The 26,698-nt window shown below is 59.9% G+C and carries 21 protein-coding genes and 1 pseudogene; 7 read left to right on the top strand and 15 right to left on the bottom strand.

Annotated features, from left to right (window positions below):
* Positions 1 to 17 precede the first annotated feature (17 nt).
* Entirely contained in the window at positions 18 to 995 is a 978-nt protein-coding gene (locus tag AC5FXY_RS14960; RefSeq protein ID WP_493557502.1) for an EamA family transporter, read from the top strand.
* Positions 996 to 1,237: 242 nt separating this feature from the next.
* Here AC5FXY_RS14960 and AC5FXY_RS14955 read toward each other — a convergent pair whose 3' ends face one another.
* The 8 genes from AC5FXY_RS14955 to AC5FXY_RS14920 all read right to left on the bottom strand — a co-directional run bounded on the left by AC5FXY_RS14955 (position 1,238) and on the right by AC5FXY_RS14920 (position 9,576).
* Complete coding sequence (locus AC5FXY_RS14955) at positions 1,238 to 2,128, bottom strand: universal stress protein (protein WP_493557501.1); 891 nt, start codon at positions 2,126 to 2,128, stop codon at positions 1,238 to 1,240.
* Positions 2,129 to 2,158: 30 nt separating this feature from the next.
* Positions 2,159 to 2,914 carry a sulfite exporter TauE/SafE family protein gene (locus AC5FXY_RS14950; RefSeq protein ID WP_493557500.1) on the bottom strand — a complete coding sequence of 252 codons (756 nt, stop codon included), beginning with the start codon at positions 2,912 to 2,914 and terminating at the stop codon, positions 2,159 to 2,161.
* A gap of 100 nt (positions 2,915 to 3,014) precedes the next feature.
* Positions 3,015 to 3,500: a FixH family protein gene (locus AC5FXY_RS14945; protein ID WP_493557499.1), complete on the bottom strand. Its 486-nt coding sequence runs from the start codon at positions 3,498 to 3,500 to the stop codon at positions 3,015 to 3,017.
* A gap of 151 nt (positions 3,501 to 3,651) precedes the next feature.
* A complete protein-coding gene (gene ccoG / locus AC5FXY_RS14940; protein ID WP_493557498.1) occupies positions 3,652 to 5,067 on the bottom strand; it encodes a cytochrome c oxidase accessory protein CcoG in 1,416 nt (471 codons plus the stop codon).
* Between the two features lie 383 nt (positions 5,068 to 5,450).
* Positions 5,451 to 6,347: a cbb3-type cytochrome c oxidase N-terminal domain-containing protein gene (locus AC5FXY_RS14935; RefSeq protein ID WP_493557497.1), complete on the bottom strand. Its 897-nt coding sequence runs from the start codon at positions 6,345 to 6,347 to the stop codon at positions 5,451 to 5,453.
* Entirely contained in the window at positions 6,341 to 6,541 is a 201-nt protein-coding gene (locus tag AC5FXY_RS14930) for a hypothetical protein (protein WP_493557496.1), read from the bottom strand. The genes AC5FXY_RS14935 and AC5FXY_RS14930 overlap by 7 nt, the downstream gene beginning before the upstream one ends.
* A gap of 135 nt (positions 6,542 to 6,676) precedes the next feature.
* Positions 6,677 to 8,872: a cytochrome-c oxidase, cbb3-type subunit I gene (gene ccoN, locus AC5FXY_RS14925; protein ID WP_493557495.1), complete on the bottom strand. Its 2,196-nt coding sequence runs from the start codon at positions 8,870 to 8,872 to the stop codon at positions 6,677 to 6,679.
* A 209-nt stretch (positions 8,873 to 9,081) separates the two neighbouring features.
* Entirely contained in the window at positions 9,082 to 9,576 is a 495-nt protein-coding gene (locus tag AC5FXY_RS14920; protein ID WP_493557494.1) for a DUF4126 family protein, read from the bottom strand.
* A gap of 228 nt (positions 9,577 to 9,804) precedes the next feature.
* Between AC5FXY_RS14920 and AC5FXY_RS14915 the strand changes: the two genes are divergently transcribed.
* Positions 9,805 to 12,480, top strand: coding sequence for an alpha-L-rhamnosidase-related protein (locus AC5FXY_RS14915; protein ID WP_493557493.1), 2,676 nt, complete (start codon positions 9,805 to 9,807; stop codon positions 12,478 to 12,480).
* Between the two features lie 123 nt (positions 12,481 to 12,603).
* Positions 12,604 to 13,209 carry an REP-associated tyrosine transposase gene (locus AC5FXY_RS14910; RefSeq protein WP_493557492.1) on the top strand — a complete coding sequence of 202 codons (606 nt, stop codon included), beginning with the start codon at positions 12,604 to 12,606 and terminating at the stop codon, positions 13,207 to 13,209.
* A gap of 73 nt (positions 13,210 to 13,282) precedes the next feature.
* Here AC5FXY_RS14910 and AC5FXY_RS14905 read toward each other — a convergent pair.
* The 3 genes and pseudogenes from AC5FXY_RS14905 to AC5FXY_RS14895 all read right to left on the bottom strand — a co-directional run.
* Positions 13,283 to 13,708 (bottom strand): annotated as a pseudogene (locus AC5FXY_RS14905) (catalase); the annotation flags it as partial.
* A gap of 205 nt (positions 13,709 to 13,913) precedes the next feature.
* The gene (gene ccoS, locus AC5FXY_RS14900; RefSeq protein ID WP_493557491.1) at positions 13,914 to 14,081 is read right to left on the bottom strand and encodes a cbb3-type cytochrome oxidase assembly protein CcoS; all 168 of its coding nucleotides are present in this window, start codon (positions 14,079 to 14,081) and stop codon (positions 13,914 to 13,916) included.
* Between the two features lie 12 nt (positions 14,082 to 14,093).
* Positions 14,094 to 16,619 carry a heavy metal translocating P-type ATPase gene (locus AC5FXY_RS14895; protein WP_493557490.1) on the bottom strand — a complete coding sequence of 842 codons (2,526 nt, stop codon included), beginning with the start codon at positions 16,617 to 16,619 and terminating at the stop codon, positions 14,094 to 14,096.
* A gap of 296 nt (positions 16,620 to 16,915) precedes the next feature.
* Here AC5FXY_RS14895 and AC5FXY_RS14890 point away from each other — a divergent pair, with 296 nt between their 5' ends.
* The 3 genes from AC5FXY_RS14890 (at position 16,916) to AC5FXY_RS14880 (ending at position 18,398) form a co-directional block, all read left to right on the top strand.
* Positions 16,916 to 17,407, top strand: coding sequence for a hypothetical protein (locus tag AC5FXY_RS14890; protein ID WP_493557489.1), 492 nt, complete (start codon positions 16,916 to 16,918; stop codon positions 17,405 to 17,407).
* Positions 17,408 to 17,446: 39 nt separating this feature from the next.
* Positions 17,447 to 17,851: a group III truncated hemoglobin gene (locus tag AC5FXY_RS14885; RefSeq protein WP_493557488.1), complete on the top strand. Its 405-nt coding sequence runs from the start codon at positions 17,447 to 17,449 to the stop codon at positions 17,849 to 17,851.
* A gap of 175 nt (positions 17,852 to 18,026) precedes the next feature.
* Positions 18,027 to 18,398 carry a group III truncated hemoglobin gene (locus tag AC5FXY_RS14880; RefSeq protein ID WP_493557487.1) on the top strand — a complete coding sequence of 124 codons (372 nt, stop codon included), beginning with the start codon at positions 18,027 to 18,029 and terminating at the stop codon, positions 18,396 to 18,398.
* Positions 18,399 to 18,483: 85 nt separating this feature from the next.
* On the opposite strand, the gene AC5FXY_RS14875 is transcribed toward AC5FXY_RS14880, so the two are convergent.
* The 3 genes from AC5FXY_RS14875 to AC5FXY_RS14865 form a co-directional block, all read right to left on the bottom strand.
* Positions 18,484 to 19,035, bottom strand: a complete 552-nt coding sequence (locus AC5FXY_RS14875; RefSeq protein ID WP_493557486.1) for a suppressor of fused domain protein — start codon at positions 19,033 to 19,035, stop codon at positions 18,484 to 18,486.
* 94 nt (positions 19,036 to 19,129) lie between these two features.
* Positions 19,130 to 20,815, bottom strand: coding sequence for a 2-oxoglutarate dehydrogenase complex dihydrolipoyllysine-residue succinyltransferase (odhB, locus tag AC5FXY_RS14870; RefSeq protein WP_493557485.1), 1,686 nt, complete (start codon positions 20,813 to 20,815; stop codon positions 19,130 to 19,132).
* A 93-nt stretch (positions 20,816 to 20,908) separates the two neighbouring features.
* Positions 20,909 to 23,761 carry a 2-oxoglutarate dehydrogenase E1 component gene (locus tag AC5FXY_RS14865; RefSeq protein ID WP_493557484.1) on the bottom strand — a complete coding sequence of 951 codons (2,853 nt, stop codon included), beginning with the start codon at positions 23,759 to 23,761 and terminating at the stop codon, positions 20,909 to 20,911.
* A 1,313-nt stretch (positions 23,762 to 25,074) separates the two neighbouring features.
* Here AC5FXY_RS14865 and AC5FXY_RS14860 point away from each other — a divergent pair.
* Complete coding sequence (locus AC5FXY_RS14860; RefSeq protein WP_493557483.1) at positions 25,075 to 25,521, top strand: RlpA-like double-psi beta-barrel domain-containing protein; 447 nt, start codon at positions 25,075 to 25,077, stop codon at positions 25,519 to 25,521.
* 83 nt (positions 25,522 to 25,604) lie between these two features.
* On the opposite strand, the gene AC5FXY_RS14855 is transcribed toward AC5FXY_RS14860, so the two are convergent.
* Positions 25,605 to 26,627: a hypothetical protein gene (locus AC5FXY_RS14855; protein ID WP_493557482.1), complete on the bottom strand. Its 1,023-nt coding sequence runs from the start codon at positions 26,625 to 26,627 to the stop codon at positions 25,605 to 25,607.
* Positions 26,628 to 26,698: the final 71 nt, after the last annotated feature.

Genomic DNA, 26,698 nt, shown 5'->3' with positions numbered 1-26,698 from the left:
GTTTCGCGCTGTTGATTATGTCTGTTGCTTCTCCTGCCACTCGTCCCTCGCCTTGGCTTATTGGGGCGGCGCTGCTGGCACTTTACCTGATTTGGGGCTCTACTTACCTCGCCACCAAAACGGCCCTGCAGGCCTGGCCGCCGTTTCTGCTATCGGCCATGCGCTATTTGCTGGCGGGGGGCATCCAATACTCCGTGGTGCGCTTCAGCGGCGCGGCGGCCCCCAGCCGGCAAGACTGGCTTCGGGCGGCCGTGGTGGGGCTATGCCTGCCGCTGTTCGGCAACGGCGGCACCACCTTCGCGCAGCAGTACATTCCCTCGGGGCTGGCGGCGCTGATGGTGGCCACGGTACCCATGTTTCTGGCGCTGCTGGGCTGGTGGGGTGGCCTCACGCCCCGACCCACGCTGAAAGTGATGCTGGGACTGGCTTTGGGCCTAGTGGGCATGTACCTGCTGGCCAGCACCCGCACCTCGGCGCCGGTGCTTATTCCGGGGCAGCCGGCCATCGGCATTGCCTCGGTGCTGCTGGCGGCCTTTATGTGGTCGGTGGGCTCGTTGTATTCCAAGAAAAACCCCATAGGTGGCTCGCCTTTTCTGGGCGTGGGCATGCAGATGATTTGCGGCGGCGGCTTTCTGCTGCTGGCTGGGCTGCTGCACGGCGAGGCGCCGCGCTTTCACCTGACGGGCATCAGCACGCAAGCCTGGCTGGCCTTTGCCTTCCTGCTGACGTTTGGCTCGTTCGTGGCTTTTTCGTCTTACATCTGGCTGCTGCGCGTGGCCGATCCGACCTTGGCAGGCACCTACGCCTTCGTCAATCCGGTGGTGGCCGTGCTGCTGGGCTGGGCCTTTGCGGGTGAGGCCCTGAACACGCAAATGGCAGGTGGCGCAGCGCTTATCGTGTTGTCGGTAATGCTGGTGGTGCTGGGCGGGCGCCCCACTAAGGCGCCGCAGCCGGCGCCGGCGGGCGACCGGCAGTTGGCAGATGTGCAGGATTGATAGCCTCACGGCTTCCTTGTCCGCAGAGCTGAGGAGCCAGTTAAAGGATGCCTTGGTGTTCATTGCCGCGGCTAGCACCACACCGCATCAAGCGACACGTTTCGAACCTCAAAAAACACAAGCGGGGCCGTCGAACTCAGTTCGGCGGCCCCGCTGTCGTTATGCGGAATCGTAGCCAATGGCTGACTTGCCCCTCAACACCCGCACGCATGGAGCGAGTCAGGGACCGTAGGGCAAGGCCCCTACTCCATTACTGCCACTTTGCTCAGCGCATGGGCGGCCAAACGCTCAGTGCAGTGCTGGCAGCAGAAGGCCGCGTCGGCGTGCGGCTGGCGCAGCACTAGCACCGGAATGCGGGTGTGGAAAGCGCGCGTCTTGGTGTAGCACACATCGAAAAAGCGGCTGAGCAGGCTCACGTCAGAGGGCGCGAAAATCAGCAGTTGAGTTTGCATCTGGGCGCAGAAGTCACCAATGCCTTCCAGCGGGTCGTCGTCAAGCACCAGCTTGCTGTCGATGGAGACATCAGCGAGTTGCTCGCGAATGGCCTGCATGCCTTTTTTGATGCCGATAAGCTCCGGCATATCAAGGCGCTGATAGAAGTGTACGAGCTGCACGTGCGCCCGCAGACCGCCTACAAAACCGGCCAGACGCGGCAGAGTAGCTTTGTCGAGGTGAGCAAAATCAGCCAGGAAGGCTACCCGCGTGGGCAACGGGCGCGAGCCGGGCGGCACCACCAGCACCGGGCAGCTGGCCAGCTCGGCGATGCGCACGGCATGGTTGCCGCTGATGGCCTGCTCGCCGCAGTCCACGTGCTCCAGGTTCATCACCAGCAAGTCGGCTTGGTACTGCTCGATGAGGGGCTGGATGTGGTCGTGCAGGCAGCCGGAGCGCAGGGCATACTGGTAGCGGATGCGCCGGCCGTCCTGGCGCACGAGTTGCACGTAGCGTAGGCGCTCGGCCAGGGTTTCGAGGCGCTTCTGATAATCGGCCTCATCGGCGGCCGGGAGCGGGCCATTGTGGTGGCAATACACCAGCACCACTTCAGCCGACATGCGCACGGCTAGCTTGTTGGCATACACCAGCGTGTGCTCCGCCGCTGCGGTCAGGTCGATGGGAACGAGGATGGTCTTCATGGAAAAAGCAAGGCTGAGGGAAAGCAGTGGTTATCGGGCCGAAGCCGGGTGGCACACCGTGATAGGTTGATTGGCAGCGGGCTGATGGCAGCTTACCGACTGGCCCGCCTTCGCCGGTTGGGCAATCTGCGGGCTTAGGTACGGGATGCCCAACCCAAGACCGCGCACAATGAACAGCAGTGCCATGGCCGTGGCCACCACGGGCACCGCCTGCCGCAAGCGCGCGCGCCAGTGCAACGGCACAAGCTGCCCCGTGAGCGAAAGTGCCAGCATTAGCGGGAGGGTGCCCATCCCAAACAAGCTCATGTAGGCCGCAGCACCACCTACGCCCGGCACACTCAGAGCGCCCGCCAATGCCAAGTACACCAGCCCACAGGGCAGTAACCCGTTCAGCACTCCCGTCATGTACAAGGCGCCGTAGGAGTGCCGCTGAAAGAAATAAGCCAGTGTATTTTTCAGGCGAGCCAGCACGCGGTCGAGGCCCACGGCTGCGGCAGCCCGGGCGCTGTAGCGCTCCGGCAGGGCTACCAGCAGCAGAATCAGCAGGCCCGAGGCAATGGACAACCCCTGCTGCAAACCGGCTACGCGCAGCGACTGCCCCAGCAGCCCAGCGCCGGCGCCCAGCGTGGCATAGGTGCTCACGCGGCCCAGGTTGTAGAGCACCCGGCCGGCCACGTAGCGACTGCTGCGCTGCCCCGCGCCGGGCAGCGCCAGCGCAATGGCACCGCACATGCCCACGCAGTGGAAGCTGCCAAGAAGTCCAAAAACAAAACCGGCCCAGAGCATCGGTAAGGCAATGAAGAAGTAAGGGCTAACCCCGCTAAAAGCACGGAGGCGCTAGCGAAGGCAAGTTCGCTAGCGCCTCCACGGGCCCCTATGACAAAAATCAGTCGGCGACGGTGATATTTTTCTCAACGAAGTAGGCTCGGCCAGCGGCCTCAAAATCGAGGCGAATACGCCAGTAGCCAGGCTTGAGCTTGGCAGTGCTAAGCTGCTGAGCGCCGGCCGCATTCACGTGCAGGGGCACACTGAAGTCGAGCGTCTGATCGGAAGGGCGGAAAAACTGCACCTTGCCGGTAGCTGCCTGGCCCACCAGCTCGGCGGGCAGTTGCAGGCTCAGCTCCCGCACGTCGGCATCATAGCTAATGGCTACCTGCACGGGCAGAGCAGCGGTTCGAGCCACTGCCTCCATGCGCTGCTGGTGGGCCAGTTCCTGCTGGTAATAGTCTTTGCTGACGAGGTCTACACTGGTGCTCATGGCCTGCTTCACCATGTAGCCGATGAACATTGCGAAGAGGACAAAAACCGCAACGATGGCGTAGGGCCAGCGGCTGGTTTGAGGAGCGAGCTTATTCACGGTGAGGGTGGTCATGGGGTTGGTCTTTTTGTGCGACCGTCATATCGAGCTTGTCGAGACATCTCGCATGCTGACGTTCGAGGACTAATGCTCTGGTATAGAAATTACTATCGAGCGAGATGTCTCGACAAGCTCGACATGACGTTCTGGGTTAAGGGAGCATTCGCTACTGCGCGGGAGCTAAAAACTTCGTTTTCTCTTCCGTTATCAGCTCGCCGCCGCTGTACACGCCGATGCGGATTTGGCTGCTGGTTTTGTTGAGAGCCGCAGCAGGCAGCTCAGCGAAAAACACGCCATCAGCCTTGCCTTGGGCGGGCAGCTTCAGGCCCTGCTGGCCCACCAGCTTCACCGAGCCGTCGGCGGGCTCCAGCACCCGCAACTCAATGGGCATGGCGCGGTTGGTTTTGTTGATGACGGAGATGTTGTACAGGTTGGTGACGGTACCGCGGTCTGTCTTTTGGTACAGCTGCCCGGGGGTGCGTAGCACGGTGGCCTCCACGTTGGAGCGCGTCACCAGCAGGGCTACCATCGCGCCGAGCAGTACCACGAGCACGGCGGTATAGGCTTTGATGCGGCCGGTCACCTTGAACTTGGTACCAGCTTCGATGTGTGCTTCCGAATCGTAGCGGATCAGGCCGTGGGGCTTGTTGATCAGGTCCATGATGGAGTTGCACACGTCGATGCAGGCGGTGCAGTTGATGCATTCCATCTGCTGCGCGCCGTTGCGGATGTCGATGCCGGTGGGGCATACCTGCACGCACTGCTTGCAGTCGATGCAGTCGCCGGCTTTGCGCTCCTGGTTTTTGCGCAGCTTCTCGCGCGGCTCGCCCCGGCGGTAGTCGTAGCCCACCACGATGGTGTTCTTGTCCATCATCACGCTTTGCAGGCGACCGTAAGGGCAGGCGATGGTGCACACCTGCTCGCGGAAGCGGGCAAACACGGCGTAAAACACGCCCGTGAACAGCACCATGGAGGTCAGCCCGCCTAGGTGGGCCAGCGGCGAATCGGTCACGATCTGCACCAAGGCATCGGAACCGATGATGTAGGCCAGGAAGGTGTTGGCAATCAGAAACGAGATGAGCAGAAACAAGGCGTGCTTCGTGCTCTTGCGCCAGATCTTGTTCCAGGTCCAGTCGGCTTTGTCGAGGGCTTTCTGCTGCGGCGCATCGCCTTCAAGCCAGTACTCGATGCGGCGAAACACCATTTCCAGGAAGATGGTCTGGGGGCACACCCAGCCGCAGAACAGCCGCCCGTACACCACCGTGAACAGGATGATGAACAGGATGAAGGCCATGAAGCCCAGCAGCAGTATGAAGAAATCCTGCGGCCAGAATATCTGCCCCATAATGATGAACTTCCGCTCTACGATGTTTAGCATCAGCAGCGGCAGCTCGTTCAGGCGCAACCAGGGGCCGGCGAAGAGCAGCGTGAGCAGGCCGTAGCTGACCCACTTGCGGGCGTCGTAGAGCTTGCCACTGGGTTTCTTGGGGTAGAGCCACACGCGCTTGCCTTCGCTGTCTATCGTGGAGATAGTGTCGCGGAAGGATTCGGTGGTGGCGGGTTTTGGGGCGACGGTATTCATCAGGGTCTCACCTCCTGCGCTTCCTGGACGAAGCCTCCCGAAGGTTTTGAGCGTTTGTCTACTACACTTCCGTCGGCCTGCTAGGGAGGCCAGGCGTGGCGCTGGCGCTTTGCCAACACCGGTTAATCTCGGCCCGAAAAGAACCCACCGCCAGCGGTGGCGCTGGCGGCTTACCCGAATCAGGCTGTGCTGAAGGCGGAGTTCGAGCAACCGGCGGGGAGAAGGGTACCCGCCGTGGGTTTGATGATTGTAGCGCGGTAGTAGCGCGGACTTTGCAAGTCCGCGTCCACAGATGGCATTGTCAATCGTTGAACGCCCTGACGAGAAAGATTACTATCCGGGGACGCGGACTTGCAAAGTCCGCGCTACAGCCGTGCGTCGGCTTATAGCTTGGCTACCGGCTTGGCAGCGGCTTCTTTTTCGCCCTGCGGGGCCTTGGCATTAGCCGGGTTCGTGCCCTGAATGCTCAGGATGTACGACGACACCTGCAGCATCTGCTTGGAGGACAGCTTGCCTTTCCAGGCCACCATGCCTTTGCCCTGCACGCCAAACTTCACCGTCTTGTACACCTTGTTTACTTCGCCGCCGTGCAGCCAGTACTCGTCGGTGAGGTTGGGGCCTACTTTGCCTTCGCCCTCCTGGCCGTGGCAGGCAGCGCAGTTCTGCGCGTAGATGGACTTACCGGCTTCGATGTCGGCGGCGGCCGTTAGGGCTTTGTAGTCGGTGGGCTTGTTGGGGTCGTCGTTGGCTCCGAGCTTGGCGGCTAGCATGGCGGACTCGGCCATTTCGTGCTGGTACTCGGCGTCGCTGAGCTGGCCGCTTTCCGTCACGTGGTAGTGAACGAAGTAGGCCACACCGAACACGACGGTTACGTAGAAGCCATACTTCCACCACGGCGGCAGGTCGTTGTCGTACTCCGTGATGCCGTCGTAGTCGTGGCCGGCCATCACGTCTTCCTTGTACTTGCCGGTCAGGCCGACGGTGTCGCCGAGGAAGAGGCCCAGCGCCCGACCGTACCAGGATTCGCGGATGGTTTCGATGGCGTAGACCTCGCGCAGCAGCGGCCGCATCTGCCAGAGCAGCGCAAACAGCATCAGCAGCACGAAGATGATCAGGGCCGTAAGGCCGCCCATCAGCCAGAGCATGGCCGAGAGGCTGGTGGCCGTGTCGGCGGCGGCTTTCGTGGCCGGGGCAGCGGCGTCTTCGGCCAGAGCGGCGAAGCTGCTGAGCAGACCGCTGAAGGCGAGCAGCGCGCCGAGGGTGTATTTACGGGTTAGCATAGCGCACCTCCTTCTGCTTGGGGCTCCTGGGCGGCGTCGGCCAGCAGCGGCATTTGTTTCATGGCCTGGATATGCTCGCGGCTGACCACGCACACATACACCAGCAGGCACAGGAAGAAGACAAAGAAAATGGCGAAGGAAATGAGCGGGTAGATTTCGATGCCGCTGATTGCCTGGAGGACGTTCTTGTACATGGCGGTTGTCGTTGGAAGTAGCGCGGACTTTGTAGTCCGCGTCCACAGATAGTATTGTCAATCGTTAGGAGGTGCGGGCGATTAAGATTTGTATCTGGGGACGCGGACTACAAAGTCCGCGCTACTGCGTTCGGGTTATTCAGCGGCGGCCACGGCAGCAGCCTGTTCGTCTTTCACTTTGATGTCGGTACCGAGGCGCTGCAGGTAGGCAATCAAAGCCACGATTTCCTTGTCCGACTTCACCTTGATGTCTTCCTTGGCCAGCTCGGCTACGATGCCATCGGCCTGCTTGCGGGCGTCCTGCACGGCTTGCTGCTCATAACCGGCGGGGTACGGCGTACCGAGCTTGCGCAGGGTGCTGATCTTGTCGGCGGTGTGCGAGTAGTCGATGTCGTTTTCGAACATCCAGGGGTAAGCCGGCATGATGGAGCCTGGCGACATGCTGGTGGGGTCCATCATGTGATTGTAGTGCCAGGAGTGCGGGTACTTCTGGCCCAGGCGGTGCAGGTCGGGCCCGGTGCGCTTGGAGCCCCACAGGAAGGGACGGTCGTACACAAACTCGCCGGCCTTGGAGTATTCGCCGTAGCGCTCGGTTTCGGAGCGGAAGGGGCGTACCATCTGGGTGTGGCAGTTGGAGCAGCCCTCCTTGATGTACAGGTCGCGGCCTTCGAGCTCCAGCGAGGTGTAGGGCTTCACCGAAGCAATGGTGGGCACGTTGCTCTTGATGAGGAAGGTGGGTACCATTTCTACCGCACCGCCGATCAGGATGGCTACCGTGGCCCAGATGCTGAGCTGCACGGGGCGGCGCTCAATCCAGCGGTGCCAGTGGCCGCCTTCGTGGCTGTGCTCGTTGTCGATAACGGCAGGAGCGTGGAACTTCTCGTTGGCCAGCAGCGAACCGGCTTTGGCGGTCTGGTAAAGGTTGTACACCATCAGGAACACGCCGCTCAGGTAGAGCACCCCGCCGATGCCGCGCAGGTAGTACATCGGCACGATCTGCATCACGGTCTCGAGGAAGTTGGCGTACTGCAGCATGCCCTCGTCGTTGAACTGCTTCCACATCAGGCCCTGCGTGAAGCCGGCCCAATACATCGGGATGGCGTAAAACAGGATGCCGAGGGTACCAAGCCAGAAGTGCGTGTTCATCAGCTTCCGCGAGAAAATCGGGGTCTGATACAGCCGCGGCCACAGCCAGTAGAGCACGGCGAAGGTCAGGAAGCCGTTCCAGCCCAGGGCGCCAACGTGCACGTGCGCTACAATCCAGTCGGTGAAGTGGGCAATGGCGTTGACGTTCTTCAGCGAGAGCATCGGGCCTTCGAAGGTGGCCATGCCGTAGGCGGTGATGGCCACCACCATGAACTTCAGGATGGGCTCTTCGCGCACTTTATCCCAAGCGCCGCGCAGCGTGAGCAGGCCGTTGATCATGCCGCCCCAGCTCGGAGCAATCAGCATCACCGAGAAAACTACGCCGAGGCTTTGGGCCCAGTCGGGCAGGGCGGTGTACAGCAAGTGGTGCGGGCCGGCCCAGATGTAGATGAAGATCAGCGACCAGAAGTGAATGATGGAGAGGCGGTACGAGTACACCGGGCGCTCCGCCGCCTTGGGCAGGAAGTAGTACATCAGGCCCAGGTAGGGCGTGGTCAGGAAGAAGGCCACCGCGTTGTGGCCGTACCACCACTGCACCAGCGCATCCTGCACCCCGGCGTAAGCCGAGTAGCTTTTCAGAAACGATACCGGCAGGGCCGCCGAGTTGACGATGTGCAGCACGGCCACCGTCAGGAACGTGGCGATGTAAAACCAGATGCCAACGTAGAGGTGCTTTTCCTTGCGGCGGGCAATGGTGCCGAACATGTTCCAGCCAAACACCACCCAGATCAGCGTGATGGCAATGTCGATGGGCCACTCCAGCTCGGCGTATTCCTTGGAAGTGGTGAAGCCCAGCGGCAGCGTAGCCACGGCCGAGACAATGATGAGCTGCCAGCCCCAGAAGTGGATTTTGCTCAGCAGGTCGGAGAACATCCGCGTCTTGCATAGGCGCTGCAGGGAGTAGTACACCCCAGTGAAGATGCCGTTGCCGACGAAGGCAAAAATCACGGCGTTGGTGTGCAGGGGGCGAATGCGGCCGAACGTGGTGTAGGGCGTGCCCATGTTCAACTCAGGCCGGGCCAGCTGAAAGGCCGCAATGACCCCGATGAGCATGCCGGCAATGCCCCAGAACACGGTAGCAATGCCGAAGTCTCGGACGATTTTGTTGTCGTAAAACGATGCGAGAACGGCCTTGGAGGAGCTACCCTGCTCCCGGGGCGGTTTCGCTTGGACCAGCACAGCCATAGCGCGAAACGGGTTGGTTTTGAGTATCACAAAACTCCCCCAAGCCCGGCCGGGAAAAGATGACGAAAGTCAGATGGGCGGGCTGATTGATGTCAGCGCCGCCCGCCGAAACCCGCTTGGCTGCGTGCTGGCTGATTGATGGCTCACAACAGCAACGCCCCGTCAGGCTGGGCCTAACGGGGCGTGCAAATGCGCGGAGCCGACCGGCACTAGTGCCCCGGCGTGTGGCCCTTCAGCAGTGCCGAACCGGCAGCCAGCGTAAGGCCGTCTTCCACCACGCCCGGCCACGGCTCTTTCAGGGAGGTTTTTTCCGAAGCAGCTTTGCGCAGGGCCAGCGCGGCGTAGCTGCTGGCCACGGCGGCGGCGGCTCCTATCAGCGCGCCGGTCAGGAGTTTGTTGCGGTTGAGCTTGTACAGCACGCCGCCTACCAAGGCGCCCGACAAAATGCGGCCACCGAGAATGGGCGGGCTGGTGCGGTCGGGCATACCGGGCATCTTATCGCCCAGCATTTCGCCGCTGGCCAGCACCTTCAAAATACCCGCGGCTTTGCCCGATTGAAACCAGCTCAGCGGTGTGCCAGCCAGGCGGCCCGAAGGATTATTGTGCAGCACGTGGCTCAGCATGGCCGGCGCCGACATGCTGCGCAGACCGGATATAGCCCCCATGCCGAGGGTTTGCCAAAAGACGGATGAGCGAGTAGCCATAGGGTTGGGTTTTGGTTGTTGGTTCGAGGTCGGTAGGTTCTCTTAAACGAGCCCAACCGTATTACGGATAAGCTTCAGCTTGTGGGTGAGCGGTGGGCTGCTCGGCGGCAGTGCGGGCTTTCGCGTAGCTTCACGGCACTATTTTGTGGCTGATGCCCGCTGCTTATGAAGTACCGTTCTTCCGCGCTCTGCGTACTGTTGGCGCCTCTTGTCGTAGCATCCTGTCAGATGTCGAAGCCTACTGCGCCTGCTGCCACGCCGCTGCCCGCCGCGGCCGCACCCATCTGGCAGTCCGAAGCCTACGCCCTCTACCGCGACTCGGTGGTGCAAGGCCCACATGTGGCGCGGGCCCTGTCGCGCACGCACCTGACCTCGAACTACCAAAGCCCGGCCAACGCGTTTCAGAGTCCGCAGGTCAGCTTTAAGTTCAGCCTCAACGGCAAGGATAACGAGATGCAGCCCGGGCAGGACCACGTGTTTATCGCCTTGCCCCAAGCCACGGGCGCGGCGCTCGAGACGCCGGTTATCGTGTTTGGGCAGCAGTACGTGGACCGCACGCCGGTGCCAGCCAACACCTACCTCGCCCCAAACACGCCGCTTAAGATTCGGCTAGACCTGCGCCCCGTACTCAGTGCGTTTAAAAAGCAGGGCTACTTCACCACCTGGAACGGCCAGCGCATCTACCAGCAAGACCTGAAGCACGTGCACGTGGCCGGCAATACCGCGCCGCTGAGCTGGGACTTCGACAACCTCATCAACAAGCCCCAGCTGGAGCTGAAGGACACGGACCAGGACGGTATTTACGAAACCACGGTGGTGCTGAACGCCCACTCCGACGCCCGCAAAACGGCTCAGGAGTGGCGCGCCAGTCTGGATGTATCGGCCTTCCCGCAGTACCAGTCGGATTACCCGCTCTTCGACGCGCTCTACAACCTCGCCATTGAGGAAGCCAAGCGCGCCGTGGAGCCCGACGGCACCTTCCGCACCGGCCAGGAATGGGCGGGCGTCTGGACGCGCGACATCAGCTACAGCATCATCCTTTCGCAGGCGCTGCTGCAGCCCGAAGTGGCCAAAACCAGCTTGCTGCGCAAAGTCACCCCAGACGGCCGCATCGTTCAGGACACCGGCACGGGCGGCGCCTACCCCGTCTCCACCGACCGCATGATCTGGGCCGTGGCCGCCTGGGAAATCTACCTGGCTACCGGCGACGAAGCGTGGTTGCGCCAAGTGTATCCCATCATCAGGAAGTCCATCGAGGATGACGTACCGAATGCCTACGACCCGCAAACCGGGTTGGTGCGCGGCGAGTCATCCTTCTTGGACTGGCGCGAGCAGACTTACCCGAAGTGGATGCAGCCGGTGGATATTTACGAATCGGAGAATCTGGGCACCAATGCCGCGCATTTTCAGGCCAACGTGGTGCTGGCCCGCATGGCCCAGCAGCTGGGCGAGCCGGCGGTAGCCGAGAAGCACCAGCGACTGGCGCAACGCATTGGTACCGGCGTGAATCATCACCTCTGGCAGGAGCAAAAGGGCTACTACGGGCAGTACCTCTACGGCCGCACCTTCAAGCTGCTTTCGCCACGCGCCGAAGCATTGGGCGAAGCCCTGAGCGTGCTGTTCGACGTAGCACCGGCTGCGCGGCAAACCATGCTGGTACAGCGCACGCCCGTCATGGATTACGGTATTCCGAACATCTATCCGCAGATTCCGGGTATTCCGCCTTACCACAACAACGCCGTGTGGCCCTTCGTGCAGAGCTATTGGGGCCTGGCTGCCGCCAAGGTAGGCAACGAAACGGCTTTCATGGAAAGCATTGCGGCCGTGGCGCGCCCGGCAGCGTTGTTCCTGACCAACAAGGAAAACTTTGTGGCCTCCAACGGGGACTTCGCCGGTACGCAGGTGAATAGCAGCGTGATGCTCTGGAGCCTGTCTGGCTCGCTGGGCCTGGTGTACAAGGGCTTGTTCGGCATAGGTTTTCAGGCCGACCACCTCGTGTTCCGCCCCTTCGTGCCACAGGCGCTGCAAGGCACCCGCCGCCTCACCGGCTTCCGGTACCGCGGCGCGGTGCTGAACATCGAAATGACGGGCTACGGCCGCGACATCCGCAGTATCACTCTGGATGACCAGCCGCTGCCTCAGGCCGCCGTGCCGGCCTCGCTCACGGGCACGCACAGCATCCACATCGAGCTGACAAACGAGGCTCCGGCTGCCACGCCGCAAAACAAAGTGCCCCACCACGTCTCGCCGATGACGCCCGCCGTGAGCTACGCCAGCGGCCGCCTCTCCTGGCCCGCCGTGGAAGGTGCCAAAGCCTACCAAGTGCTACGCAACGGGCAATTTGCCGGCCGCACCGCCGAGCCAAACTTCACGGTACCCGCTCCCACCGCTTACACTGAGTACCAAGTGCTGGCTGTAGACGCCGCCGGTCACGAAAGCTTCGCCAGCGAACCGCTGCCCATCGAGGCCGACAAATTCCGCCGCTCGTACGAGGTCGAGGCCTTTGCGCCTGCCGCAAAGCGGCCCTATAAAGGCTACGCCGGCAAAGGCTTCGTCGAAATCAGCCGAACGCAAAACCGCCGCGTGGCCGTGAAGGTGCAGGTGCCCACCGATGGAGTGTACGCCATCGACTTCCGCTACGCCAACGGCAACGGCCCCATCAACACCAGCAACAAGGCCGCAATTCGCACCCTACGCAACGGCGTGAAGCAATTGGGAACGGTGGTGCTGCCCCAGCGCGGCGTGGATGAGTGGTCGGATTGGGGCTACTCCAACGCCGTAGTGGCGCGGCTTAGCAAAGGCACGCACACGCTCACGCTCACCTTCGAGCCAGCCAACGAGAACATGAACGGCGAGGTAAACCAAGCCATGCTGGACCAGCTACGACTCACGCGGCTGCAATAACCAGCACGAAGTAGCGCGGACTTGGCGAGTCCGCGTCCGCAGATGGTATTCTCTAATCGTCGAACAACGCTAGAAGATTACTATCCGGGGACGCGGACTACAAAGTCCGCGCTACATTTGGCCGTGACCGATCTGACTTACTATCAGCGAAACTTGCCGCACCGCTTACCGCCTGGCGAGGCCATTTTTATCACGTTTCGCCTGGCTAGTTCACTGCCGCGCACAGTGGTTGAGCAATTGCGCGCCCAACTACAGCAGCTCCAAAGCAGCGAACAACGCGCTGCTTCCGAAGATTTATCTCCCCGCCGCAAACGTTACTTCCGGCACTTTGATCAACTCCTCGATCAAGCCAGTACCGGCCCCACCTGGCTGGCTAGGCATGACGTAGCAGCGGCGGTAAAATTCAGCCTCCACCACTTCGATAACAAAGAGTACGAGCTTATCTGCTACTGTCTCATGCCCAACCATGTGCACATGCTGGTAAGACTACCAGAGGATGCACCTGCGCTGATCCGCACGTTGCAACGCCTGAAAAGTTACAGCGCCCGCGAAGCCAACTTACTGCTCGACCGCGAAGGCGCCTTCTGGCAGCCCGAAAGCTATGACCACGTCATCCGCAACGCCGAGGAAACCCAGCGCATGGTCGCCTACATCCTGGAAAACCCGGTGAAAGCCGGCTTGGTAGCCGACTGGCAGAAATGGCCCCACAGCTACTGGCGCGACCTGTAGCCCTGCCCCCTCAACAGCAAAACGCCCTGCCGCATGTAAAGCGGCAGGGCGTTTTGCGTTTATCAGCGAATCGAATGTTGTTGCCCACTAGGTCGTAGTTGCCCTCGTCGGTGTAGAACTTGGTGGCGAAGCCGCGCGCGTCGCGCACGGTATCGGCCGAGCCGCGGAAACCAGCCACGGTAGAAAAGCGCACGAACACCGGCGTTTTGCGGCTCGGGTCGCACAAGAAACCGGCTTTGGTATACAGGCTCAGGTCTTCGTACACCTAGAAGTACCCGTGCGCCCCCGAGCCCCGCGCGTGCACCACCCGCTCCGGAATCCGCTCGTGGTCGAAGTGGGTCATCTTCTCCCGAAAGTGGAAATCCTCCATCAGGGTCAGGCCCCGCTCGCCGGCCTTGAGCGAATTGTCAGTGTCAGCGACCTTCACGCCATCATTGGTCGTCAGAAAAGTCCCGGCGTTGTCTACGTGGAGTTCCTTCTGTGCTTCTTCGTCTATCATAGCATGGGGGGCTGGTTGCACGTCCTGGAGTACCCAAAGATGAGCTTCCTAGGGTTATGCCTTCTCCCCCATGAGGTTCCGTATTTTTCGCAAAAAACCGCTTCTATTACCTTAAAAAGGCATTAAAATACCGAGCAAACGGACAAAAAAATACGGATTCAGCGCTCTGCTGACGCGATATTTCAATGCCCGACATCAGGCCGTTTTACTGCTCTTTCGCAACCGTTTTTTCGCTGCTTTCTTCAAACAGCATCCGCACTGCGGGCGTGTAGGTATCGTCGTACTGGCTGCTGCGCACGGCCCACACGAAGGCGAGCAAAAACAGCACAGCCACGCAAAGCGAAATGGTGATAAGACCGAAGATGATTTCCATGACCGGGAAGAGTTAGAGTTTGCGTTGGTAAGCAGCCAGGCGCACGAGCAGCGTGGCAAATAGCATCACGCTCAGGGAACTGATGGGCATCAGAATGGCCGATACAATGGGCGTAAACTTGCCTTGTACTGCCAGCCCCAGGCCGATGCCGTTGTAGATGAACGACAACACGAAAGTGGCCAGCACTACCTGCAGGCAGTCCTGGGTGAACTTCAGGAAGGTATTGAGCTTCGCGAAACTGCCGGCGTCCAGAATGGCGTCGCAGGCGGGTGAGAAGTTTGAAAGCGTATCGGTAAGGGCAATGCCGGCGTCGGCCTGCTGCAGGGCGCCGGCGTCGTTTAGCCCATCGCCCACCATGATGACGGTTTCGCCCTTACGCTTCAGCTCGGCAATGTAATCGAGCTTTTGCTGCGGCGTCTGGCGAAAGCGCAGCTCGGCTTTCGGGCCGAACAGCTGGCGCAGGCGGGCCTGTTCGGTGTCGTTGTCGCCGGAAAGCACTGCCAGGCGGTAGCGTTGCCCAAGGTCGGCTAGCACCTCCTGCAGGTTCTGGCGGTACACGTTGCGAAACACAAAGCAGCCGCCCACGTCGCCGGCCAGGCTCACGTACACGCGGGACTGCATGTTGTCGGAGGTTTCGGCAGGTGTGCTCGTATCTGTCGACTGGTTAAATAAAGGCTTGCCTAGTGAGGCCTGGACGGGCGCTGCCACGCTCTCACCGGGTTTCTCGCCCCACGCTCCTGATTGCGTACTTCTCAGCTCTGCCAAGCCCACGAAAGCTGCCGAGCCGACTTTCACGAGCATGCCATCTACGCTGCCGCGCAGGCCCTGGCCGGGCACTTCCACGAAATCAGCCACTGCAAACGGGCTGTGCGGCAATTCCTCGGCCAGGCGCAAGCTCAAGGGGTGCGTTGACTGCCGCACCACGGCCGCCAGAGCCTGCTGCTCGCGCAAGGTGAGCACCGGCCCGGCGTACTCCACCGCGGAGCGTTTCACGTCGGTAAGCGTGCCGGTTTTGTCGAACACGATGGTGGTGGCGCGGCCCAGCACTTCGGCCACGCCGGAGTTTTTAAGGAAAAACTTCCAGCGCCCGAAGGCCGTGAGGGCGCTGCCTAGCGCAAATGGCGTAGCCAGTGACAGGGCGCAGGGGCAGGCAATGACGAGCACTGAGGTAAAGGCCCGCCACATCATCTGCTGGTCGCGCGGGTACCAGTACCAGATGGCGCCGGCCGCGATAAGCAGCGTGGCCGCCACGAAGTAGCGGCCCACTTTGTTGGCGTAGGTTTCGAGGGTTTGCTTTTCGGCCTTCTGAAAAGCGGGGTTGTTCCAGAGCTGGGTGAGGTAGCCCTGCGACACCTCGCGCACCACTTCCAGCTCCACAGCCTCCCCTACCTGCCGGCCACCGGCGTACACCACCTCGCCCGGCACCTTGGCCACTGGCACGCTCTCGCCCGACACGAAGGAGTAATCGATCTGCCCGGTGCCGCGCATGAGCATCGCATCGGCAGGAATGACTTCTTGATTACGCACGAGGATGCGGGCGCTGACTTTCAGGTCCTTCACCGACACTGACTTCTCCCCTTGCGGCGTGAGCAGCGTCACGGCTACGGGGAAGTAAGAGGTGAAGTCGCGGTCGAAGCGCAGGGCGTCGTAGGTGTGCTGCTGCACCCACTTGCCGATCAGCATGAAGAACACCAGCCCCGTAAACGAGTCGAGGTAGCCGGGCCCGGTGCCGGTCAAGATTTCGTAAGAGCTGACGCCGAACAGCGCCGTCAGGCCGAAGCTGATCGGAAAGTCCAGGTTGATGTAGCGCTGCCGCAGGCCGGCCCAGGCCGAGCGGTAAAAGTCTTGTGCGCTGAATAGCAGCACTGGCAAGGAGAGCAGCAAGCTGATGTAGCCGAAGAAGCGCCCAAACTCGTGCGCCAGCTGATCGGTGAAAGACAGGTAATCGGGAAAAGCCAACAGCATCACGTTGCCGAAGGCAAAGCCCGCCACGCCCAGCTTGTAGTAGATGGCGCGGCTGCCGTGGTTGGGCTGCGCACCCAGCTCAGCCAGCGTAATCTGCGGCTCATAGCCGAGCGAGGCCAGCAGCTTCACCACATCCTTCAGCGAAGTTTCCGAAGGCAGGTAGCTCACGCTGATTTCCTTGCGCAGAAAGTTCACCCGTGACTCCGACACGCCCGCATTGAGCTTGTAGAGGTTTTCGAGCAGGTAAATGCACGAGGCGCAGTGCATCTGCGGCAAGGTGAGCGTGAGGCGAGCCAGCTTGTCGGAGCGGAAGCTTAACAGTTGTGCCTGCACCGATTCTTCGTTCAGGTAATCGAAGCGGCCGGGCAGTTCTACTTCCTTCACCTTTTGGCCAGGGTGCTCGTCCAGCGCGTAATAGTTGCAGAGGTTGTTGGCGTCGAGCAGCTCGTACACGGCCTTGCAGCCCTGGCAGCAGAAAGGCTTCTCCTGCAACATGACCGGCTGCTCGGGGCAGTCGTCGCCGCAATGGGTGCAAGCCAGGTGGATGTGGGTATGTTCGGCGGTGAGGGTCACGCGGTTGGTCAGCTCTGGTGGCTGCACAAATTTCCCGCGGCCCTACCCGACAAAAGATGACGAATGTCAGCTGTAGGCCTGATACTAGTCAGCGCCGGTTCGCGCTGCACGCAGGACTTTTGACCTGTTAATCGGCCACTGCAAAGTGCGGACTTGGCTACGCCTTCCTTCGGTTCGGTCGGCGTTTGCTCAAGCGGAATATGCAGAACGATTTTGCCCAGAAGACTGTCGTTCCGGCAAACGCGGACTGAGGTCCGCGCTACAGGTGCGCTGCTTTACGCTTACTACCTTTCGTCATGCGTCCTTCACATCACACCCTTTCGCTGCTGCTTGTGCTGTCCTTATTTATCTGGACGGGCATGGTGGCCGCTATATCGTTTATGGAGGCTCCGCTGAAGTTTACCGCCCCCAATATCACCGTGGTGCTGGGCGTAGGCATCGGCCGCATTGTGTTTCACGCACTCAACAAGGCAGAACTGCTGCTAAGCGTCACGGCGCTATTGAGTGCCGGGCTGCTGGGCGTGCCCTCACGCATCTGGCTGACGCTGCTCTCGGCCATCGTGATTCTGCTGGCCCAAACGCTGTGGTTGCTGCCAGCGCTGGACGTGCGCGCCGCCGCGCTGCTGGCCGGCGCGCCCAACCCGCCAAATTCGCAGCACCTGACCTACGTAGTACTAGAAGCCATGAAGCTCGTCACGCTCATTACCAGCGGCTGCCTGGCTTTTAGCTGGTCCATGCGCATGGCACGCCGGCGCGAAGACCATCACCGCGCCACTCAGCTTGCCTAGCCTCACCGCGGCCGCGCCCCGGCCTAGCTTTCCCGCTTTATGTCCTCTCCTGCCATTCCCTTGTTGCCCGACATCACCACCGAAGACGATATCCGGCACCTCGTCGACACCTTCTACGACAAGGTGAACCAGGACGAGCTGCTGGGCCCCATCTTCAATGCTATAGCGCAAGTCCACTGGCCCAAGCACTTGCCCGCCATGTACGATTTCTGGAGCTCGGTGCTGTTCGGCACGATGCGCTACAAAGGTCGCCCCTTTCCCAAGCACCTGGCCCTGCCCATTGAAGCCGAGCATTTTCAGCGCTGGCTGCAGCTCTTTTATGCCACCGTGCAGGAAAACTTTGCTGGTCCCAAAGCCGAGGAAGCCAAGGCCAAAGCCTTGAACATTGCCTCGATGTTTGAATACAAAATGAAGGTGGCCAAGTCGCCGCTATCGTTGCTATAACCAGGCCGTTCAGCTCATTTCGGCACGAAGAATAGCCCTTAGCTATTATTGTTGTATGAACCTGATAACCAGGCTAACCGACGCTCCGTTATTGCTCTGTGCAAACGTTTGCGTTAATTTGTCTTAACCTGGCCTTAAGGTCAGCCGTATTTCGAGCCTCAGCAACCTTCGTCCTATGAAAACCGCCCTGTCTCCCTCCCTGACCGACATCACCCGCGAAGCCGACGTGAAAACGCTCGTAGACTGCTTTTGCGAAAAGGTCAATCATGACGAAGTGCTGAGCCCTGTATTCGATGCGGTGGCCCGCCTGTACTGGCCCAATCACCTGCTTTCGATGTACAACTTCTGGAGCTCGACGCTGCTCGGGCCGCAGTCTGCCGAAAAAGCGCAGCCCGCTCCCGAAGACATGGGCCTCCCCATTGCCGGCCCCAACTGCCGTCGTTGGATCAACCTGTTCGACGCGGCCGTGCGCGAAAACTTTGCCGGTCCGAAAGCGGAAGAAGCCAAAACCAAAGCCCTGAGTATTGCCTCGCAGTTAGGCCGATAATTGACGGCTGCCTGTAGCCTTCGACGCTTCCAGTAACGCCTAAAACAAAAAGCCCGGCTGCGCGCAGCCGGGCTTTTTCGTGTATTCAGCAACAAGAACTTCGGTGTGTATCGAGGTAGTTCAATGCTTGGGCTTCAAATGCATCCTCCAAAGCTTCCCAACCGTGCTCGATTTTGTATTCTCTCTCACTTTTAGTAATCGGAATCAACCACAGATTTTGCAGGTGCTGGTCACCAAAGTAAAAGTACTCCAGTGCGTCGCCATCAAGGTAAGGCACTGAGAGGAAGGCATGGTCACACGGGGAATCATCTTGCCAAGGTTGGCCAATGTTTACGGTATGGTGCAAACCAAGAGGAGCCACGTTACGGTGAAAAGACGCTGCCACAGTCAGCAACTCGACCAAACCCTCATCCTGCTTAGCTGAGAATACGTGCAGCTCAATGAGGTCTTCATCTCTGCCCAACGACATCCCCAGCGTGGTATAAACCCAGAAATCATGCTGCTTACCGGGTGCAAACTCAAGCACGCGAAAGTCCGGGTGAAGCTTTTCCATGGGGCCGCGCTCTAATAAAAGCTGACGACCGGGCGCCTGCCAGTGCTGCTCTAGATGGTGCTGCAGTTCTTCAAGCTTATACACAGATGGCAAAATAGAAAGCGCGGAATGCGCTCCTGGCTAGCCAATCGGCTTACCATAGAGTAGCATTCCGCGCTTTGGGTTGTTCGACCGCAGCTTACACGCCCAGCAGCAAGCGCGTCGGGTCTTCGAGCAGCTCCTTCACGCGCACCAGGAACGACACCGACTCGCGGCCGTCGATGATGCGGTGGTCGTAGCTCAGGGCTAGGTACATCATCGGGCGAATCACCACTTGACCGTTTTCAGCCACGGGGCGCTGCACGATGTTGTGCATACCCAGGATGGCCGACTGCGGGGCGTTGATGATCGGGGTGCTCATCATGGAGCCGAACACGCCGCCGTTGGTGATGGTGAACGTGCCACCGGTCATCTGCTCGATGGTGAGCTTGTTGTCGCGGGCCAGCGTAGCCAGGCGCACGATTTCCTTCTCAATACCGTCGAACGACAGCTGCTCGGCGTTGCGGATTACCGGCACTACCAGGCCTTTCGGAGCCGATACGGCGATGCTGATGTCGCAGAAATCGTTGTACACGATGTCAGTACCGTCGATCTGGGCATTCACGGCGGGCCACTCCTGCAGCGCTACGCACACAGCCTTGGTGAAGAACGACATGAAGCCGAGGCCCACCGAGTGCTTCTCCTTGAACTTGTCCTTGAACTTGTTGCGCAGGTCCATGATGGGCTGCATGTTCACCTCGTTGAAAGTGGTGAGCATGGCCGTCTCGTTTTTCACCGCCACAAGGCGGCGGGCCACCGTCTTGCGCAGGTTGGACATCCGCTCGCGGCGCTGGTTGCGGTTGCCAGTGGCAGCCGGGGCAGCTTGTGCCTGGGGCTGAGCGGCCGGCTTAGCAGCGGCCGGAGCCGGAATAGCGGCAGGAGCCGCAGCCTGCGGCTGTGCCTTCAGAGCGTCTTCTTTTGTGATGCGTCCGTCGCGGCCCGTGCCTTGTACACCGGCCGCATTGATGCCTTTCTCGTCGAGAATTTTACCAGCAGCCGGCGAGGGCACACCAGCAGCGTAAGTGGAGCTACCACCGGCCGAAGCCTGAGCGGCCGGAGCAGCCGCAGCCTGCGGCGCAGCAGCCGGTGCAGAAGCAGCCGGAGCACCTGCGCCAGCGCCTTCGATGCGGGCAATAACGGCACCGATGCCGATGGTTTCGCCTTCTTTGGCCACGTGGCGCAGCGTTCCGCTGGCCTCTGAGGGCAGCTCAAACGTCGCCTTGTCCGATTCCAATTCAGCAATTACCTCGTCGCGGCTTACCTGCGCGCCGTCGGGCTTCAGCCACTTGGCCACGGTAACTTCCGTGATAGACTCACCAACGGCCGGAATGGTCATTTCCTTGGTTTCGCCACTGCCGGTGCTGCCCGATGCGGCAGTTGCGGCCGGAGCAGCGTTGGTCGGCGTGTCGGCCGAGCCAGCCTGCGAGCCGCCGTAGCCGCTCTGGTTGCTGGCCTGCGGGTTTTCTTCGCCAGCCGTTACCGGGTCGCCGGCCGGGGCCGAGGTAGTAGTGGAAGCAGCCGGAGCAGTGGCCGGGGCCGAAGCCGCCGCGCCATCGCCACCGATTTCGGCGATTACCGTCCCGATGCCGATGGTTTCGCCTTCGGCCACACGAATTTTCAGGGTGCCGTCGCCTTCGGCAGGCAGTTCAAAGGTGGCTTTGTCCGATTCCAGCTCGGCCAGAATTTCGTCGCGCTTCACGGCTTCGCCGTCTTTCTTAAGCCACTTGGCGATGGTCACTTCCGTGATGGATTCGCCAACGGCGGGTATTTTGATTTCCAGAGCCATGTACTAGCTGATTGGAGGAAGGTTCGAGGGGGGAAATTAAGAGGCTTCGGCGGAATACCGCGCCCACCCGGCAAGGGCCGGGCGCGGCTAGCCTTAGTCTACGCGCTTAGCCGTGGCAGCCGTGGTCTTGATGTTTTGGTCTTCCACCTCGCTTTGAGCGACGCCGAAGGCGCGGGCCACGATTTGCTTTTGCTCCTTTACGTGCACCTTGTTGTAGCCGGTAGCGGGCGAAGCCGAAGGCTTGCGGGCAATTACATCGGCCAGTTCGCGGCGCATGAAGCGGAGCATGTAGTTCCAGTAGCCCATGTTCTCAGGCTCTTCCTGAACCCAGATCAGCTCGGCTTTCGGATACTTCTTCAGCTCGGCCTGCAATTGCTGCTGCGGGAAGGGGTGCAGCTGCTCCAGACGGATAATAGCCACGTCCTTATGCTCGCCCTTGGTTTGCTCCTCGATCAAATCGAAGTACACCTTGCCCGAGCAGAGCAGCACGCGCTTCACTTTCTTGGCCTCAACGTAGGTATCGCCGAGCACTTCGCGGAAGGAGCCGGAGGTGAACTCCTCTACCGGCGACACGCACAGCGGGTGACGCAGCAGGGACTTCGGCGACATCACCACGCAGGGCTTGCGGAACTGCCACACCAGCTGACGACGCAGCAGGTGGAAGAAGTTGGCGGGCGTCGTGATGTTGGCCACCACCATGTTCAGCTCGGCCGAGAGCTGCAGGAAGCGCTCCGGACGGGCGTTGGAGTGCTCGGGGCCCTGGCCTTCGTAGCCGTGGGGCAACTGCAGCACCACGCCGTTCATGCGCTGCCACTTGCTTTCCGACGACGAGATGAACTGGTCGATCATCGTTTGGGCGCCGTTGGCGAAGTCGCCGAACTGAGCTTCCCAGATAACCAGCGCCGTGGGGTTAGCCATGGCGTAGCCGAATTCGAAGCCCAGCACGCCGTACTCACTCAGCAGCGAGTTGTAGATGCGCAGCTGCTCATGTTCACCTTCCAGGTGGTTCAGGGGCGTGTAAGGCGCCGAGGTTACCGAGTCGTGAAGCACGGCGTGGCGGTGCGAGAAGGTACCGCGCTGCACATCCTGGCCGCTCACGCGCACAATGTGATTTTCGAGCATCAGCGAGCCGTAGGCCAGCTGCTCGCCAGCGGCCCAGTTCAGCATCCGCGACTCGTAGAACATCTTGCGGCGCTCCTTCAGCAAGTTCTCGATCTGCTTCAGCGGCTTGAAGCCTTCGGGCAAGGTGGTCAGCGCTTTGGCGACTTTGGCCACCACTTCTTCGCTCACACCCGTCTCCGGCGACTGATCGAAGTCTTCGGGCTTGGCGCGGCGCAGGCTGCGCCACTCGTTTTCGAGGGCCTGGTAATTATAGGGCAATGGCTTCTGCTTCACCATGTCCAGGCGGGCCTGCAGCAGGTCGCGGAACTCCCGGTCCATCTGCTCGGCCAGCTTGGCGTCTACCTCGCCGCGCTGCACCAGCGACTCGTTGTACACCTCGCGCGGGTTCTTGTGCTTCGAGATGACATTATAGAGCGAGGGCTGCGTGAACTTCGGCTCGTCCGACTCGTTGTGGCCGTGGCGGCGGTAGCACACCATATCAATGAAGATATCGGCGTGGAAGTGCTGGCGGTATTCCGTGGCCAGCTGCACGGCAAATACCACGGCTTCGGGGTCGTCGCCGTTTACGTGCAGCACCGGCGCGTCGATGATCTTCGCCAGGTCGGTCGAGTAGATAGAGGAGCGGGCGTCTTCGAAGTCGGTGGTGAAACCCACTTGGTTGTTAATCACGAAGTGCAGCGTGCCACCGGTCTTGTAACCTTCCAGCTGTGACATCTGCGTTACCTCGAAGCCAATGCCCTGGCCAGCCACGGCAGCGTCGCCGTGGATCAGGATGGGCATGATGCGCTTGTAATCGTTCTGGTAGAGCGAGTCTAGCTTGGCGCGCACGAAGCCTTCCACTACGGGGTTCACCGCTTCCAGGTGCGAGGGGTTCGGGGCCAGCTTCAGGTGCACCTTGGTGCCCGAAGTAGTATCCACTTCCGACGAGTAGCCCATATGGTACTTCACGTCGCCGTCGCCCATGGTCAGGTCCGGTACGGCCGTGCCCTCGAATTCCGAGAAGATCTGCTCGTACGTCTTACCCATGATGTTGGCCAGCACGTTTAAGCGGCCGCGGTGAGCCATGCCGATAACGACTTCTTCCACGCCCAGCTCAGCGCCCTTCTGAATGATGGCATCCAGGGCCGGAATAGTGGTTTCACCGCCTTCCAGCGAGAAGCGCTTCTGGCCGAGAAACTTCGTGTGCAGGAAGTTCTCAAATACCACGGCCTCGTTCAGCTTACTGAGGATGCGCTTTTTGTACTCCACGCCGGGGTTGAAGCTCAGCGAGTCGCGCTCCACCTTGTTGCGGAACCAGTCCAGCACCTGCGGGTCGCGGATGTACATGTACTCGAAGCCGATGGTCCGAGTGTATATTTTCTGCAGCGCATCGATGATGTCGCGCAGTTTGGAGCCGCTGCCGAGGCCTAGCAGCTCACCGTTTTTAAACGTGGTATCGAGGTCGGCGTCGCTCAGGCCAAAATCGGAGAGGCTCAAGCGCGCTTTCCGATCTTTCCGCTCACGCACCGGGTTGGTACGGGCCACCAAGTGGCCGCGGCTGCGGTAGGCGTGAATGAGGTTGCGTACGGCCGTCTCCTTGTCCGCCGATACCGAATCGGACGGGGCAATAGCCGTCGAGCCGATAGTAGAGGCCGATTTGGTGAGCACACCGGAACCGATGGTCTGCTCGCCCTGCCCATCCTCGGGATAAGCCTGGGAGAAGTCGAAACCTTCGAAAAACTTGCGCCAGCCGAAGTCTACCGACTCTGGGTCGTTTTTGTAGGCTTGATACAGCTGATCAATGTAGTCGCCGTGGGCGTTGGCGATATAGGAGTATGCGTCCATGGAGAACGGCTATGTTGGAAAAGGCAAAAGTAAGCCCATTTCAAACAAGCACAAATACACATTCGCATACACGAATGTCCTTAATCTTCAACTATTGAGCTATATAGTACACCCAGCTGAGTGTTGTCTACAGCTGTAGCAAATCGTTGTACAACTGTTATTGACCCTACATCCAAATGACAACTGCTTACGCAATAAGCATATACAAACGCAAAGGCCTGCCTAGAGTTGGCTGGCCTTTGCGTTTGCAAGGGTTAATAACAGTAATAACATAGGCCTTCCAGCCAATAAGTTGTGAGTTTATTGGGGTGGAGACATCATGAAGATGCGGTATGGCAGATCTTCTTTGCTATTTCCTTATTCCACGTTGGCGTTTTGTGAATAGCCGGGGTAGTTACGTATATAGTACTCACGGGAGTTAAAAAGTGAGTATCGGGCCCATGCAAGCGCAGACTCTTACCAACTCTTCCAGCTTTCCATGTGGCGTGCGACGCATAAGGGCCTCTGCTCGAGCGCGGTCAAGTGGCCGTCCGGGTAGGCTGCAGCGAACTATTCGGACCGACTACCGCATGGTAGTTACGGGGTTGTCATTCCAGCGCGGAAATACACCTGATTAAGGAGCCACCGGCACCACGACTACGCTCATGGTTTGGGGCTCCTGAAACTCGGCTACCACTTGTAATAGGAAGCATGCTGGAACTTCGACACTACTACCAGCGTTTTCGCCGCCTCACTGCTCCGGCAGTGTTGTCATTAGCAGCACGGTCGTGCTAGGGCTCTAGCAGCCGAGCATCTTGGCAATAATTACAAAGCCAGCGGCGGCGGCAGACCAAACAATTGGCAAGATGCTTATGAACAAAGGTGTTGTGGTATGGTTAAGACCAGCCGGCCTTTTAGCTCTCGGCTGGTTTTTGCTACAAGCACGAGGGCTGCTGAGCATGGTTAAAGCCATCGGTAACTAGCCTGCTAAGTCGGCGGAAGCCCTGCCATAACCCCACACTAACTTACTCGTTTAAGCTACCTCTGTGAAGGTCTTATTCTACTTTCAGAGCCATTTTATATGATTTTATTTTTAAAAATTTAAACATATTCAATTAAACCTTTTATATTAAACCTCCTTAATAACGGCAAGCCAAGTCCAACCGGGACTTACTTCATCATATGAAAACCCGACCGCGCGACGGCCGGACCTCATCCTCCCCAGGTGAAAGCGGGAGTGAACGAACCCCTAAGACATGTCTATCGCACTTTTCCTTCTGTATCTGTTTCTCCCCTCCTCCCCCTCAGATTCGACCTCCCGGAACTTGCCCATCGTGCCCCTGGCATCACGCATGGTAGCAGTGAACTCAACGCCAGCTTTGGTAGCTAAACCCGCACCTGAAAAGCTGCCCACTTACCGCGTTACGGCCACCGTATACATGGCCGACCCGCGTCAGACGGATGCCGAACCCCTGATTACGGCTGATAACTCGCGCATCCCCCACCGCGCCTCAAGCAAAACCCGCTGGATTGCGCTGTCGCGCGACCTACTGGACCGCTGGGGCGGCCCCTTCAACTATGGTGATTCTGTGCGCGTGCAAGGCATTTCGCCTGAGCTCGACGGCAATTATATTATTCACGATACGATGAACCGCCGTTTCAAACGCGGCATCGATTTGCTCGTGAGCAAGCACGAAGACCATTACGGACGATGGACCAACGTCCGCATCACTCCAATACCTAAGCGTGAGCCAGTAGAGCCGGAATGGCAGGCTGGTTAATGCCCCCAGGCCTCGGCCTATACTTACTCCCTCCTTCTTTTCTTGCTGACTGTAGCAGGCGCTGTTCTTATGACGCCGGCTTGTTACAGGGGCTTTGTTGTAGTAAAATCAGTCAGCACGCGGCGCTGGCCTTCATCGTCGTACAGGTAGCTTAATGGCTGATGAGGGTTGCGTATGATATCGGGCAACCCGATGTTCCAAGGGCGCCACAGCTCTTCCAGGGCTTGGGCATAAGCCATATTGCTCCAAGGATTGAACACGGCGCCGGTTACATCGTCGAGGAAAGTATCCATCACCAGTACTTCGTCGCCGGGGCGCACCGGGCGTGGGAAATACTCCGGAATGGCGCTAATCAAGTAAGCGCCGTAATACACACGAGCTTTGAACTCAGCAAGCTGCACTGGATGCAGGGGCTGGGTGCGGGCATCGGCGTACACGCGCTGCATCACATCGAGCAGCATGGCGTTGTCGAGCAGGCAACTTACCACAGCCACGTGGCCGAGGCGGATGCTGAACACCATAGTAGCCAAGTCGTCATCGTAGGCAAAGGCCGGCTCGTCGGGCCCTAAAGCCACGTCGACAATGAACATGGAGCCGGGCGTGAAATCGTCGTACTGCATGGGCACGCGCAAAGCTTGCAGCACCTGGTAGAACGAGCGGAAGCGGCTGAACAGCTGTCGGTTTTCGGCCAGTGGGTAGCGCGGCTTAATTAGCGGCTCCTGCTCCCGCGCAAGTTCGTTGACGAAAATGCCATAAAACATCTTTCCCAACCACAAGAACAGCGTTTGCTGATCAAGTGCGCGCAGGCCTTCAGGGCTATCGGCAGTGGCTTGCGCAATGCGGGCCTCCAAGGGTTCTACGCTGTGCCTGCGGCATTGGTCGCAGCACGGAATGGTCAGCTCGCCAAAAGTACTGGTGCTCTGATCGAGCAAGTGTATCTGCTTGCTTTCTAACCCATAGCGCTGCATCAGCCACGCCCCAAACACCGGCACCTTTTCCTGGGTCGGTTCTACGGGTGTACCGCACAGAAAACACGTGGGGGCGACCAGCTGCATGCGGGCAAACGGGTCGTAAAGCGTCAAGTCGGGCGTGGAGTCAGCTGCCATAGGGCACAAAAATACGTTGCCCGGCGCACCGAAAGTCATCGGTGCGCCGGGCAACGCGTCGTATCCTTCGT

The sequence above is a fragment of the Hymenobacter sp. FMD4 genome (assembly GCF_058932745.1).
Note: the sequence above shows the minus strand (reverse complement) of the source record. Positions and strands in the feature narration are given on the sequence as shown.